Below are 13,316 nucleotides of genomic sequence, written 5' to 3'. Positions count from 1 at the left end.
CCGGACGCAGCGGTGCGGTGTCAGGCAGGGCGCGCGCCGGGCGCGCACTATCTCCAGTGCGATGCCGCCGAGTTCGCCTTCGGTGCCGCTGTCGTTCTGGTCACGGTTCTAGGTGCGGTCCCGGCCGCGCATGCGACGCCGCAATCCGGTCTGCCGCGGCTCGACATCACCGACACGTACGTGACCGGTGTGTCGTCCGGCGGATTCCTGGCCACCCAGCTGGCTGTCGCCTATTCGGGGACCTTTGCCGGTGCGGGCATCGTCGCTGCGGGACCCTATGGATGTGGCCGTGGCGAGATCGTCGAGACCGTGTCCTGCGCCCTGGGTGACACCGGCCTGGCCGGACTGCAGCAGCAGGCGCGCGCATGGTCGGATCGGGGGCTGATCGATCCGGTCAGCAACCTGAAGGATCGTCCGGTCTACACCTACCACGGCACCGCGGACCCGCTCGTCAACAGCGAGGTGTCCGATGCCGGTGTCGAGTTCTACCGGCACTTCGGCGCGAAGATCGCCTACCGCGACACCGTTCCCGCGGGCCACGCCTGGCCGACGCCGGCGGGCACGGTGCCGTGCGGCCTGACGTTGCCGCCGTTTCTGAGCGACTGCGGCGGAGACCCGCAAGGGGAGATGTTCGCGCACTGGTTCGGCGCGGTGAAGCCGCCTAATTCAGGCGCGCCGCAAGGCACACTGAGCACCTTCGACCAGAGCCGCTATGTCACGGGAACCGCTGCGTCGGCGATCAGCATGGACACCATCGGCATGCTCTACACGCCGCCCGCCTGCGCGGCGGGTGAACCATGCCGACTCGTCGTCGCCCTGCACGGCTGCGCGAGCGGACGGTACATCTTCGGAGATCTGTTCCCCAAGGCGGGCAATCTCGACACCTACGGCGACACCAACAATCTCGTGGTGCTCTACCCGCAAGCGAAAGCTGGCCTGCTCCCGCTGAATCCGCAGGGCTGCTGGGATTGGTGGGGGTACACCGGGGCTGGCTACGCCACCAAGAGCGCGCCACAGTTGGCCGCCATCGTCGCCATGGTCAGGGCGGTAACCGATCGGTGAGCAGCCCGGCACCGGGCTCGGGAAACGAACCCGGTTCAGGTCCCCGGACCGCCCTGAACTGAGAGATCCCGTTGTCGGCCAACCGGTTCGCGAACCTGGTCGGCGTGAGCGTGGTCACTTCCTGCGTAGACGGAGCCGGGGTCGGCCCGCCACGTGCGCCGGGTGTCCAGGGCACCATTGCTCGGGGGCGACACCGGCCCGTACATCGTCGATGTGGGCGCCGCAACCGGACCAGGTGGTTTTGCCGCAGGTGCGGCATCGAACGGGTGAGCACATCAGCGGGCCGCCTCGGTGGTGGTCTCGATACGCGGGGGTCCTTGATAGGGGCGTTGCAGGGCGGCGAATTCCGGGGTGGTCGCGGCGGTCACGAGCGCGTTGAGCAGGTCCCGACCGCGTTGTGCGGCAGGGGTTTCGGTCAAGACAGGGCCGTTGAAGCCGTGGCCGTCGATAACGATGATCGGGCTACCACCGCTGCCGCCGAGCGCGTTCTGGCTGGCCTCGTGTGACTGAGTGACCACGCTGTCGAGGCCGATGTCCTGCGCGTACTGGGCCAATGCCGGGTCCAGGCCGGCTTCGGCGAGTGATTCGGCGAGCGGATCAGGCCCGAGATCGTCGTCGTGCACGTGCAGCCGGATTCCGGTGGTGTCGTAGAGGCGTGTGAACGCTTCGGGCCCACCGGTATTGGTGGCCGCGGCGAATACCCGCCCGAGGCGGCGCGAGCGTTCGATCATCGGTGCGTGATCGGCGGCGACGTCGTCGCCCTCGTTGAGCACGGCCAGGCTCATTTGCCGCAGCCGGACCGTGTGCGTGCCGTCCGCGGCGGCGAGCAGCCACCGGGAGGTGACCCATGCGAACGGGCATACGGGATCGACATACAGGTCGATGTCGGCCATCGAGGGCCTCCTTCGGGTTGTGGCGGCGGGCGGCGCTACTTCGCATGGATTCGACGAAGCCCATAACGCTGCACTCCTCCGAGGCGGAACAGGGGTTGCGCCCGACTATACCCCCTGGGGTATGGTCGGTCTCGACATCAATATACCCCAGGGGGTATTTAAGGAGGGTTGGATGACCGAGATGAAGCTCGGATCCGCCGCGGCGGATCCGCCCCACACGCGCCCGGGTCCGGGGATGCTGGGCCGGTGGGGTGCGTTCATGGCAGGGCGCACCCGGGCGGTGATCGGGGTATGGCTGCTGGTGTTGATCGCGCTGGGGGCCGCCGCGCCGAGTGTGTTCACCTCTTTGGCCGGGGCGGGGTGGCAGGCCGACGGCTCGGAATCGGTGCAGGCGCGTGAGCTGGCCGAGCAGCATTTCGGCGGCAATTCCTCGGCTGCGGTGCAGGTGGTGGTTCATTCGGACACCGCCACGATCACCGACCCGGCGATGGCACGCGTGGTTGAGCAGGTCACGGCGGTGTTCGCCGGTGATGAGCGGATCGCGGCGGTGATCGCCCCGCAGCCGGGGTTCACGATCAGCCCCGACGCGCACACCGGCATCGTGATCGCGGGTGCGAACGCCTCCACCGACGACATGGTCAGAGCCGTCGACGAGCACAAGGCCGCGCTGGCGGCGTTGTCCGGGGACGGGTTCGAGGTGTACCCGACCGGAGCTTCGGCGCTGTGGAGTGATTTCAACACCGCCAATCACGATGCCATGATCAAAGCCGAGCTGTACTCCTGGCCGGTCACGCTGGCGATCATGGTTCTTGCGTTCGGATCGCTGGTCGCGGCCGGGCTGCCGCTGCTGCTGACCCTCGCGGGCCTGGTCGCCTCCGCGGGTGGGCTGGTGCTGCTAAATCAGATCACCCCGATCTCGGTGTGGGCGATGAACTTCGCCATGATGTTCGCCCTCGCCCTCGGCATCGACTACGCGTTGTTCCTGGTGGCCCGCTTCCGTGACGCCTTGGCCCGCACCGGCGATTCGCGCGCCGCGGTCGCCGAAACCATGGACACCGCCGGCAAGGCGGTCCTGCTCTCGGGATTGACGGTGCTGGTGAGCTTGTCGGCGGTACTGATCGTGCCCGCCCCCGCAGTGCGCACCATGGCGGTCGGGATCATGCTCGCGGTGGTGTTCGTGCTGGCCGCGACCCTGACCCTGCTGCCTGCCGCGCTGGGCGCGCTCGGTGGCAACGTCAACGCCGCGGCGTTGCCGTACGCGCGTCGCCAGCAGCACCGCTCGCCGGTGTTCGCGCGCTGGGGGCAGATCCTGCACCGCCACCCGTGGCCGTTTGCCGCCGTGGCGCTGGCCATCTTGATCGGACTGGCGGCGCCGGTATCCGGACTCGAGACCGCGATGCCCTCGATCGGGGTGGTGCCCGCCGACGCGCCGGTGCGCCAAGGCTATGAGCTGATCGCCGGGCAGATGGGCCCCGGAGCCCCGGGCATGCTCTCGATCATCACTCCCGCCGCCGACGCCGAGGCGGCCGCGGCGATCGCGCGCGCCAGCGACGGCATCGCCATGCTCACCCCGCCCCAGCCCGCGGCCGACGGCAGCGGCCTGGTGATGATGCAGGCCATGCCCACGGTGGATCCGTCCGCACCGCAGATGGCAGCAATCCTGGATCAGCTGCGCGCCGATCTGCCCGCCGACGCCGTCGTCGGTGGTGCGGCGGCGGAGAACCTCGACCTGCAACAGGCCCTGGGCGACTATCTGCCGATCGTGGTGGCGATCGTCCTGGTACTCGGGTTCGTGTTGTTGCTGATCGCGTTGCAGGCCCCGCTGATCGCGGCCCTGGGCACCCTGGTGAGCCTGCTCTCGACCGCGGCGGCGTTCGGGATGGCCACACTGATCTTCCAGGACGGGCACGGCGCCGGGCTGCTCGGCTTCACCCCGCAGGGCTTCCTCGACGCATGGGGACCGGTCTTCTTCTTCGCCATGATCTTCGCCATCGCCATGGACTACACGGTGTTCCTGCTCGCCACAGCCAAGGAACATCACGAACGCACCGGCGACCCCCACGCCGCGCACGTGGACGGGCTCGCGCATTCGGGGCGGGTCATCTTCGCCGCCGCGGCGGTCATGGTCGCGGTGTTCTTCACCTTCGCCCTGGCGGACCCGCTCCCGCCCAAGGAGATGGGCATCATCCTGGGCGTCGCAGTGCTGCTCGACGCCGTGCTGGTGCGTTTGGTGCTGCTGCCGGTCATCCTGCGGTTGACCGGGCGCGCGGCGTGGTGGAGTCCTGCGTGGCTGGCCCGGGTTCTGCCCAGTATCAGCTTCGCCCACCACTGACGTGCGCGAACCCACCTTCTCGGATCCCCACCTTGAATACCCCACGGGGTATATTGGGAGGAGGATCCGAAGGAAGGGAACATCGATGATCAGCAACGACGACGCTATCGCGCAAGTACTCAACAGGCTGCGCCGCGCGCAAGGCCAACTTGCGGGAGTGATCGCCATGATCGAGGACGGCCGCGAATGCAAGGACGTGGTCACCCAACTCGCCGCGGTCTCGAAAGCACTGGATCGCGCCGGATTCAAGATAGTCGCCACCGGCCTGCGCGAATGCCTGACCGAGACCACGGAGGGTGAACTCGCGCCCTTGAGCATCGACGAACTGGAAAAACTCTTCCTCGCCCTGGCTTGACCCCGCACGCCGCGGGCCAGGCGCACATACCGAAAGGACTTCCGCCAATGGCACTGCCACCGCGCCCGCACGGATGGACCATCGCCCGCCTCGTCCCGGCTCTGGCCGGGACCCTGGTTTTGCTCAGCGTATTGCTGAGCGTGATCGTCTCACCCTGGTGGCTGATCTTGACTGCACTGGTCGGGGCGAATCTGCTGCTCTACAGCGCTCTCGGCTGGTGCCCGGCCACCCTGGCGATGCGCCGGCTGGGCCTCAGCGACGCCACCTGCCCGGCCCCCACCGCCTGACCACCATTCCCAGGATCGGAGCACACGATGGACTTGGCTCTGTCGACCACCCTGCACACCACCTTCGACGAGGCGATCGAAGCCACTCGCGCCGCGCTGGCCGACCAAGGATTCGGCATTCTCACCGAGATCGACATGCGCGCGACCCTCAAAGCCAAACTCGGCCACGACATGGAGGACTACCGCATCCTGGGAGCCTGCAACCCGCCCCTCGCCCACCGGGCGGTCGATATCAACCGCCAGATCGGACTACTGCTGCCCTGCAATGTCGTGGTCCGCCGCGACCGGACCGATCCCGGCACCATCATCATCGAAGCGATGAACCCTCAACTCATGGTCCAGGTCGCCGACCAGCCCGCCCTCGACCCGATCGCCGACGAGGCCACCACCCGCCTGCGCGCGGCACTGGCCGCACTGCAGGCCACCCGGAACTGACATCACGCCTGAATGACCTGTGCAGGCGAAACGCACGGGAACTGTTAATCTAACGCCGCCTTCAAGGTCCGCGTCCAACACCTGTGTACGTTGACCACCCACGCTTGAAGCAACCGTGGCGGCGAATACCGGGATTCCTAGCGGGCGCTGCTTTCCCGCCTGTCTCAGCAGCATGTTCGCTTTGAATCGGAGTATCTGCTTCTGCAGATAGCGGATCTTTCTGAGGCCGCTCGCCGGCGTCGCCGCGGAGATTCTCTGCCAGCCACAACGCCGTACTGCGCCCTCGACGTTTGCCAGTCGATCGACGGCCAATCTAGGCGGTCGCCCTTCAGTCCGTTCACCATAACGTCACCGCCACGGCTGTCTCGATCATGGTGGCAATTTGCCCTGTCGGTTCCGGTGTTGTTGTCGTTGTCGTCGCTTCAATGGCTAGCCTGGCCCACCTCGGCACCCTTTCGAATCTAGAGGAGCCGACCGGAATACCGCAGCTCTTCTCATGGCAGCCGTCGTACCGCCGCCTGCGTTTACACGCCACGCCATCCGATGCCATTGTAAATTCATGAACAAATTCGGGCATACTGTACGATCGGGAACGTGATGGAAGAACCGCTCAGGCTGTCGTTCCGACGGCACCTTCGTGAGGAAGCGATTCGTGCTGCTCATGTCTTGACTGTCGAGAAGGGCTGGGACCGCGTCCGGTTCGGCGAGGTCGCCGGACTCCTCGGGGTATCGCGTCCCACTCTGTATCGAGAGTTCGGTGACAAGCAAGGACTCGGGGATGCACTCGTGCTCGCCGAGGCGGAACGGTTCTTGGTCGGGATCGCGAACGTACTCGACAAGCACAGCGGAGCAGTCTCGGAAGCAGTACGCGCGGCTGTGCAGTATACGCTCGATGAGGCCGCCGCCAGCCCGCTGCTCAAGGCCGTACTTACCGCCCCAGGTAGCGACACCCCCCGCCACGAGACCGGCGTTCTCCCGCTGTTGACGACCTCGGCGCCAATGCTGGAACTGGCCTCGGAGCGTTTGGTCACCTGGTTCGGCGAGCATTTTCCTCATATCGACACCGATGACGTTGCCGACGCGGTCGATGCACTCATACGTTTGACGATCAGCCACCTGGTCCTACCAACCAGCGACAGTGCCGAAACAAGGCGTCGAATCTCGGAGGTCGCGCTGCGCTACCTAGGTGTATAGGGCCATGACGTAGGGGACGTCGGAGAGCCGGCGCTCGAGTATTCGAGGGCTTCCATTGGCCTTGCGTCTGCCAGCACTTCCCGGTGCCGGCGGGTAGCAGCGAGCTTGGTGAGTGCGATTCGGTGGAGGGCTGCGTCGAGCTGACGATTTCCGGTGCGCGACAGTCGATGTCGAGCACGGTTGGACGGCTAACCCGGCAGCGGTGCGCTGCCGTTGTGGCCGCGAAGGCGTCCTTGGATCGAAATCGGTCGGCGCCGGCGGTCTCGCCGATGATCTTGCCAGCCGTCAGCGCGCCGCAGCCGACGATCGCCAGCAGCGACGGCGCCACCCGCTCGACACGCTCATTGATTTCCTCTGCGAGTTCGTCGATCTCGGTGGTCAACCGGCGGCTGTGCGCGACCAGACTCGCTGCGAGTCGGCTGACGAGACCGTCGAATTGGGCCAGGTGCGGCGTGACACGGTCGTAGGCACTGGAGGTGCCATCGCAGTCGGGTGATGATGTGTGTGCGTTCGGCAACCAGGTCGTCGCGGTGGTCTACCCAAGAGCTGGACGGCTCTGGTGCACCTCCGGTGGAGCATGCGCCCTAACGCCCAGCTGGCCAGCCCGTGTCGCCGCGCGGGACGGCCGGATGCCGAAGCCGATGTGGCCGATTCGGAGCGCGTTGTCGTTCTGGAGGTGGCGCAGCGCGATTCCGCCGAGGACCTGGTAGCCCTCGAGTATCCACCGGTAGGTCGTCTGGGCGGACTCATCGGCCGGTCGCTTCACCCAGGCTGCGAAGCCGGCGGGCGAGTCGACATGGTCGACTGGTATCAGTCCGCATCCGTCTTCTTGTATGCCGGGGCCCTACTCGGCACGCGCGTCGAGCCAGGCCCGGTGCAGGCGCGTGGTTGGTGCGATCAGATCGGTCATGTCGCGACTGTAGCTGTTGGGCGGGGTTCAAGGCTGGTCGTTGCAGCGGGTTGTGGTAGGGCTCTTTGGTTTCAGCGTGGCGTCGATGACGTAGCGGCGTCGGGCAGATGAGCGCGGCGTTGTGTTTCTTGCCCTTTGCCCGCGTTTCCGGTCACAGTAGGCGCGGCTGGCCGGGTCGTGCTGGGCGATGTACGCGGACAGGAAGAACGCTCGTTTGAGCTTGTGGTTGCCGGATCTGGCGGGGTGTTGACCTTTGATGGACCTGCCGGAGCGGTGGGTGACCGGGGCGATGCCGACGTAGGCGGCGAGGTGGCCGGACGAGGCGAAAGCCGAGCCGTCGCCGACTTCAGCGGGATGCGGGCTCCGGTCCTGACTCCGATGCCGGGCATCGGGGTCAGGACCTTGGAAAAGAGGGTGGTCATCGAGCCACCTCCCGATATCGGTTGCGAGTGTTTGGCGTTGCAGCAGAACGGTTTTCAGCGAGTCTGCCAGTTTGGGCAAAATGATCTCGGCCGACTTCGCGCCGGGGACGATAACGGTCTGCTGGGGCAGAGCGGCCAGGATCTCATCGACCAGGCGATAGGCCGCGGATGCGGTTGATGGTGCGGGTGGCCTCGTCGGCCAGGTCGTCGTCCGAAGCCGACAAGGACACCGAGCTGCGGCCGTATGCGGCCTCCAATTCTTCGCGCTCAGGCCACCGCGTGATAGTCGGAGAGGATAAATTCAGCCATCTGCTCACGGAATTGGCGAGCCAACCCCGGGAACATGGTGGGGTTGAAGCCGTCTTCCGTTAGGTACCAACTGGCGCAGCCGGAGTTCCAAGTTGTCCCGGACAAGCGCCGCTGGATACCCGCATTGAAACGCTCCTGTGCTGGTTTGCGCACGTCGAGGTATCGCAAGCCCCACCGCTCGAGCGTCCGCACCGACTCGACGATATAGTCTATCTGGGCTTCCAGATAGACCAAGGCCGAATTGTGGCCAGGACCGGAGTTCGGGCCGAAGGTGAAATGCAGGTTCGGATATCCGGAGCAATGGACGCTCTTGTAGGCGTAGGCGCCCCGGGTCCATTCCTGCCCAAGGAGGCGTGCGCCACGACCGCGGATCGGAAACGGTGTTCCGACCTTGCCGAGTACATCGAATCCGGTCGCGAACACGATCGCGTCGAAGCGGTGCTCGACGCCCTCGACCGTGAGGATGCCGTGTTCGGTGAGCCGGACGATGGGGAAGGTGAGGAGTTTGCAGTTATTCCGATTCAGAGACGGAAGATAGGTATTCGAGATGAGCAGTCGCTTGCAGCCGACCCGGTAGTCCGGTGTGAGTTGCCGTCGTGTCCACCTGTCCTTGACCTGGATCCTCAATTGGAGTTTGGCTACCTGTTCGAGTGCGGTGGTGAGACCCGTCGGCCACACCACGCCGGACCCGATCACCTCATGTGCCCAGAAGTAGGCGTTCCGCGTGAGCTCCTCGGTGAGCGGCAACTTGTCGAACATGAATTTGGTCCATGCCGGGACCTTGTACTGGGGGCGAGGCACGACCCATCCCGGTGTACGCTGGAATACGGTCACGTGGCGGGCCCGCTTGACCAGCTCCGGGACGATCTGCACTGCGCTGGCGCCCGTGCCGACAACTGCGACGGTCAGTCCGGTCACGTCGAGTTCGCGGTCCCATCGACCGCTGTGTACTTTGTTACCGCGATAGTCGTCTATGCCGTCGATGTCGGGCATACTGGTGTTGGACAGCGGCCCGGCGGCGATCACCACCGAACGTGCGGTGCGGACCTCCTCACCGCTGTCGGTTGAGGCGCGCACCTTCCAGGTCCCGGCGGATTCGTCGAAGTCGAGCCCGACCACGTTGCAGCCGTACCGTATTTTCCCACCAAGACCGTACTGGGCGATCACATCGTGTATGTAGGCGAGGATATCCGCACTGGACGAATAGCCGTAGTTCCATCGCGGATTTCGGGCGAATGAGAACGAGTACAGCACCGACGGAATGTCGCAAGCCGCACCCGGATAGACGTTGTCGCGCCACGTGCCGCCGGGCCCGGCCGCACGCTCGAGTACGACGACGTCCTCGATACCCGCGTGCTGCAAGCGAATCGCGGTACCGATTCCGGAGAACCCCGCTCCGATGATCAGTACCTGGGTGATGCCGGGGATTGCTTTCCCGGAGGCAAGGTGCTGTTGATGCGTTTCGCCGATCATGCTGCTGCCACCGGTTGGTAGGTGAGTTCGTTGATCCAGGAAGGAATGGGACCGAGCAATCGTCTGGGGTAGTGCTCAGTGATCACCAGCAGAGCCTTGCCGAGCAGTAGGTGATAGGGGTGTGACCGGTCCATGACCATTTCGCCGTAATACTTGACGACGTGGTAGATAGGGTTGCGGCGGGTAGCAACGCTACGGTCTCCGATGACGCCGAATTTCCGAATCGCATCGAAGAGTTTTTGCTCGTCGAGTCCCATCGCGACGATGCTGTTGTGCATACGGGTCAGCAGGGGCAACCCGGTCAGAATTCCGATGAGCATGGATGGGCGCAGCGCGGTGGCGGCGGCCTCGATGAACAGTCGGTGCACCGGCCCTGCTCCGATCATGTCCAGCACGTGGAAGTCCACAGCTAGATGGCGGGACTCATCGGCATTTATCTTCTGGAAGACCTTGTGACACAGCGGGTCCTTGATCTCCTCCAGGAGAAATTTCAGCAGCGCTCCGTCGAGCGCCACTTCGAGCATCGGAATTGCCGAGCCCAGAACCGACAGCGGCAGGTCGTCTGCGTAGTTGTCCAGCCAGTCGATGGCGAGTCGGATATTGACATTCGGCTCTGGGATCTCATCGTCGTCGAGCATGCCCCATCGGCGCATCAGGGCCAACTCCGCGTTCGCGTGTTTTTGCTCCTCGGCGTGGAAGTAGCGGTAGATCTCTGCCAACGTATTGTCCTGGGCCTGATGTGCGAGCGCCACGAATGCGCGCGAGCCGACCTGCTCGATCCAGACCAAATCGGACATGAACTGTTTGACCTGCGGGCGCTGCTCGGCCGTTATCGCGTCTGCCCCAGGTTCGTCCCAGTCGAAGTCACCGAGAGCCCATTGGCGCTGTTTTATGGTGTGCAGCATGTGCTGCAATTCGATTGGCATCGCGTCACTCCTTCGCGATTGTGGACACCGTACTCACCCGGTGTCCGGAGGCCGGTGGACTGCCGCGCGAGCCGCCTCAGGGGAGATAGCATCGCGCAGGAAGGCGCCGCTCAGACTCAGCGCTGCGCGGGCCTGTGGGACGAACCTGAACATGGCTGGGAAGACATGTACCTGGCCTGGCCAGATATGGAGCCAGGACGCACCGCCCGCAGCTAGCACACGTGTATGCAGTGCGCGCGCGTCCTCGAGCAGCATTTCGGTTCCGCCGACGTGGATCATGGTGGGACAGAAATTTCGGAAGTCCGCGTCCAGTAGCGAGATCTCCTGCGCGGACGCACCGGCCGTGTACAAACCGACGATCCGTGTGGCAGCCGCAGCGGAGACGAACGGGTCCTCCTGAAGTCGCCCGCGCTCGCGCATCCGCGCCAGGCTCAGCGTGGCGTCCGTCAGTGGGGATAAGGCCAGCAAGGCCGCCGGCGGTGGGCAATCGCCCCGCCCGGCTCCCCGCGTAGCCGCGAGCGCCGTGGCAACCGCCAGATATCCCCCTGCCGAGTCTCCCGCGATCGCCACGAGACCACCGCCCGTTCGTGAACTCAACCATCGGTAGGCACGCCAAGCATCGTCGTTCGCGGCGGGAAAGCGATAGCGCGGAGCCTTCCGGTACTCGACCGCGAACACCGGAAGCCCGGATTGTGCGGAGAGTTCGCTCGTCAGTCCCCGGTGGGTCCGCGGTGAACAAGCCACGAACGCGCCGCCGTGAATGTAGAGCAGCGCGGGTCCGGAAGTTTCGACGCCAGGAGCGCGAACCCACTCCCCGACCACGGCACCACCGTCGAAATCCGCACGTACCGGAGAAACCTCGGCGGTCCCGTGCGGATGGCTGACGATATGGAGCCCCGCGCTCAACGTCGCATTGAGCAAGGCCACACCCCACGCGTTCGCCGGGACCGACACCGACAAGGGTCGCGCCGCACACCGGACGCCGAATCCGGCCATGACGGTCGCAAAGCCTGGGCGTTCGTGCACCGATAGGGCCAGTTGCGACGCGGAGGGATCGGTCGACGTGGGCCCGTGCGTATGCGTCCTCGCCCGTTCGTCTGCCAGCCTGGTGATTCGCCAGGACGCCTCGCTGCGTACCACAGATAATAACGGTACCTATCTGATACCATTGTTTCAATGCCCATTTCAGGTCGTTCCAAAAGTGAACATGCGGTGGATCCGGAACCCGCTCGGAAGGGCAACCGGCGATCAGGCACACTCGACAGCTGACTACCTCGCCTGGATCGAAGGACCTGCTCACGACGATGAACTACGCCAGCTTGCTCGTAAAAGCAGTCGCGCTGATCCGGACACCGACGCCGCCGGGGACTCCGGAACGCATCCTCGACGCCGCACTTCGGCAGTTCGAGGTCGTCGGGATCAATCGCAGCAGGATTGAGGACATCGCCCGTCGTGCACGGTTGGCGCGCGTGACGCTGTATCGACACTTTCCGAGCAAGGAGCGCATCGTCGAAGCGGTGATCTTGCGGGAACTCGGCAGGTTCCTCGTGGAGCTGGAAGCCGAGGTGTCTGGTCATGAGGATCTCGAGGACAAAATCGTCGAAGGATTCGTATTCACGCTGGCGGCAGTGCGCGGGCACGCGCTGCTCAACCGCCTGCTGGAGACCGAGCCGGAATCCTTGCTGCCGTTTCTCACGATCGAGGGAGGCGGTCTCATCGAGACCGCATCGAACTTCTTGGCTGATCAGCTAGCCGAAGAGGTCCACGACGACCGCACGGACGCCGATCTTCGTGTCGTTGCCGAGTTGACCGTCCGCGTGATCCTGTCGTTCGTACTCACACCTTCGGTCAACATATCTCTCGAGACGCCCGAGGCCGCTCGCCGCTTCGCGGCTCGCCACCTGCTACCCCGGTTGCGCGACGAACCGGCCGGATAGTCTCCTGGCCTGCCGAGTGCCACGGCACGTCGCGAAGCGCCAATCGGTGGTGTCGGGATGCGATTCTGCCAGCAGCGGCAGACCGAGATCGACTAGGGTGCGGGGTTTTGGCGGATCATCCTCAGCCTGCTGGCCGTCTGGAGCGGTGGCGACACAGCCCCGGACGCACTCTCCTACGCTACTTCTCGCCTGCCCATCATCGAGCCGGGTCCCCACCGAACGGCCGATGTCACGTGACGACGGCCTCAGCGATCGTCCCCGTGCACGCGATACACAATCTGTATTATTGTCTCTTGGAATCCCCGGGTCATCTAGAAGCGGAGCAGACACCGATGGAATTTCCGCAGTTCGACCAGCAGATCGCCGCACAGATGCTCGGCGCAGCGAAGTCCGCTGGCGGAATCTCGGCGTATCTCGGGTTCCGCCACGTCGAGGTGGGCGCCGGCCGATCGGTCATCGAGATGGAGGTACGCGACGAGCTGCTCACACCGTTCGGCAAGCTGCACGGCGGTTGCCTGTCGGCCATGGTCGACCACTGCTTGGGCGTTGTCTTCTACCCGGTGATCCCGATCGGCTCCTGGGTCGCGACCACTGAGTTCAAGGTGAATCTGCTGCGGCCGGTCGCCGACGGCGTCTGTGTCGCAACGACAGAGATCATCGCGATGACCAAGCGGTCCGGCGTCGCACGTATTGACATCACGAACCACGGTCGGGCGGTCTCTGCAGCACAGGGGACCGTCACGATTGTCCGCGAACAGGGCGACAACTCGTGACGGCAGGC

Annotated in this window: 13 protein-coding genes and 1 pseudogene; 9 read left to right on the top strand and 5 right to left on the bottom strand. The window is 65.1% G+C overall.

Annotated elements, in window-relative coordinates; all coding sequences use genetic code 11:
- The first annotated feature begins 12 nt into the window (after window positions 1-12).
- The gene (locus tag QH290_RS20450) at window positions 13-1,062 is read left to right on the top strand and encodes an extracellular catalytic domain type 2 short-chain-length polyhydroxyalkanoate depolymerase (protein WP_280267293.1); all 1,050 of its coding nucleotides are present in this window, start codon (window positions 13-15) and stop codon (window positions 1,060-1,062) included.
- Window positions 1,063-1,337: 275 nt separating this feature from the next.
- Here the strand turns inward: QH290_RS20450 and QH290_RS20445 are convergent, their stop codons facing one another.
- Window positions 1,338-1,955 carry a mycothiol-dependent nitroreductase Rv2466c family protein gene (locus tag QH290_RS20445; RefSeq protein WP_280267294.1) on the bottom strand — a complete coding sequence of 206 codons (618 nt, stop codon included), beginning with the start codon at window positions 1,953-1,955 and terminating at the stop codon, window positions 1,338-1,340.
- 172 nt (window positions 1,956-2,127) lie between these two features.
- On the opposite strand from QH290_RS20445, the gene QH290_RS20440 reads away from it, so the two are divergent.
- The 6 genes from QH290_RS20440 to QH290_RS20415 all read left to right on the top strand — a co-directional run bounded on the left by QH290_RS20440 (window position 2,128) and on the right by QH290_RS20415 (window position 7,054).
- Complete coding sequence (locus tag QH290_RS20440; RefSeq protein ID WP_280267295.1) at window positions 2,128-4,287, top strand: MMPL family transporter; 2,160 nt, start codon at window positions 2,128-2,130, stop codon at window positions 4,285-4,287.
- A gap of 85 nt (window positions 4,288-4,372) precedes the next feature.
- Complete coding sequence (locus QH290_RS20435) at window positions 4,373-4,642, top strand: metal-sensitive transcriptional regulator (RefSeq protein ID WP_280267296.1); 270 nt, start codon at window positions 4,373-4,375, stop codon at window positions 4,640-4,642.
- A gap of 47 nt (window positions 4,643-4,689) precedes the next feature.
- Window positions 4,690-4,929 carry a YgaP-like transmembrane domain gene (locus QH290_RS20430; RefSeq protein WP_280267297.1) on the top strand — a complete coding sequence of 80 codons (240 nt, stop codon included), beginning with the start codon at window positions 4,690-4,692 and terminating at the stop codon, window positions 4,927-4,929.
- Window positions 4,930-4,956: 27 nt separating this feature from the next.
- Window positions 4,957-5,364: a DUF302 domain-containing protein gene (locus QH290_RS20425; RefSeq protein WP_280267298.1), complete on the top strand. Its 408-nt coding sequence runs from the start codon at window positions 4,957-4,959 to the stop codon at window positions 5,362-5,364.
- Between the two features lie 594 nt (window positions 5,365-5,958).
- Entirely contained in the window at window positions 5,959-6,558 is a 600-nt protein-coding gene (locus QH290_RS20420) for a TetR/AcrR family transcriptional regulator (RefSeq protein ID WP_280267299.1), read from the top strand.
- Window positions 6,559-6,670: 112 nt separating this feature from the next.
- Window positions 6,671-7,054: a hypothetical protein gene (locus QH290_RS20415; RefSeq protein ID WP_280267300.1), complete on the top strand. Its 384-nt coding sequence runs from the start codon at window positions 6,671-6,673 to the stop codon at window positions 7,052-7,054.
- Window positions 7,055-7,499: 445 nt separating this feature from the next.
- Here the strand turns inward: QH290_RS20415 and QH290_RS20410 are convergent.
- The 4 genes and pseudogenes from QH290_RS20410 to QH290_RS20395 form a co-directional block, all read right to left on the bottom strand.
- Window positions 7,500-8,047 (bottom strand): annotated as a pseudogene (locus QH290_RS20410) (transposase); the annotation flags it as partial.
- Between the two features lie 110 nt (window positions 8,048-8,157).
- Window positions 8,158-9,627: a flavin-containing monooxygenase gene (locus QH290_RS20405; protein ID WP_425301791.1), complete on the bottom strand. Its 1,470-nt coding sequence runs from the start codon at window positions 9,625-9,627 to the stop codon at window positions 8,158-8,160.
- A 41-nt stretch (window positions 9,628-9,668) separates the two neighbouring features.
- Complete coding sequence (locus QH290_RS20400; protein WP_280255434.1) at window positions 9,669-10,598, bottom strand: ferritin-like domain-containing protein; 930 nt, start codon at window positions 10,596-10,598, stop codon at window positions 9,669-9,671.
- 33 nt (window positions 10,599-10,631) lie between these two features.
- A complete protein-coding gene (locus tag QH290_RS20395) occupies window positions 10,632-11,525 on the bottom strand; it encodes an alpha/beta hydrolase (protein ID WP_280267302.1) in 894 nt (297 codons plus the stop codon).
- 377 nt (window positions 11,526-11,902) lie between these two features.
- Between QH290_RS20395 and QH290_RS20390 the strand changes: the two genes are divergently transcribed.
- Window positions 11,903-12,535: a TetR/AcrR family transcriptional regulator gene (locus QH290_RS20390; protein WP_280267303.1), complete on the top strand. Its 633-nt coding sequence runs from the start codon at window positions 11,903-11,905 to the stop codon at window positions 12,533-12,535.
- 332 nt (window positions 12,536-12,867) lie between these two features.
- On the top strand, window positions 12,868-13,308 hold the full coding sequence (locus QH290_RS20385) for a PaaI family thioesterase (RefSeq protein ID WP_280267304.1): 441 nt from the start codon (window positions 12,868-12,870) through the stop codon (window positions 13,306-13,308).
- Window positions 13,309-13,316: the final 8 nt, after the last annotated feature.

Source organism: Nocardia wallacei (genome assembly GCF_029869545.1).
GTDB classification, from domain to species: Bacteria; Actinomycetota; Actinomycetes; order Mycobacteriales; family Mycobacteriaceae; genus Nocardia; species Nocardia wallacei_A.
This window is presented reverse-complemented; position numbering and strand designations above follow the sequence as displayed.

Excerpts from the sequence above, each read along its gene's own strand:
- QH290_RS20445 (WP_280267294.1), bottom strand. The coding sequence starts at position 1,955 with ATGGCCGACATCGACCTGTATGTCGATCCCGTATGCCCGTTCGCATGG.
- QH290_RS20440 (WP_280267295.1), top strand. The coding sequence starts at position 2,128 with ATGACCGAGATGAAGCTCGGATCCGCCGCGGCGGATCCGCCCCACACG.
- QH290_RS20435 (WP_280267296.1), top strand. The coding sequence starts at position 4,373 with ATGATCAGCAACGACGACGCTATCGCGCAAGTACTCAACAGGCTGCGC.
- QH290_RS20430 (WP_280267297.1), top strand. The coding sequence starts at position 4,690 with ATGGCACTGCCACCGCGCCCGCACGGATGGACCATCGCCCGCCTCGTC.
- QH290_RS20425 (WP_280267298.1), top strand. The coding sequence starts at position 4,957 with ATGGACTTGGCTCTGTCGACCACCCTGCACACCACCTTCGACGAGGCG.
- QH290_RS20400 (WP_280255434.1), bottom strand. The coding sequence starts at position 10,598 with ATGCCAATCGAATTGCAGCACATGCTGCACACCATAAAACAGCGCCAA.
- QH290_RS20390 (WP_280267303.1), top strand. The coding sequence starts at position 11,903 with ATGAACTACGCCAGCTTGCTCGTAAAAGCAGTCGCGCTGATCCGGACA.
- QH290_RS20385 (WP_280267304.1), top strand. The coding sequence starts at position 12,868 with ATGGAATTTCCGCAGTTCGACCAGCAGATCGCCGCACAGATGCTCGGC.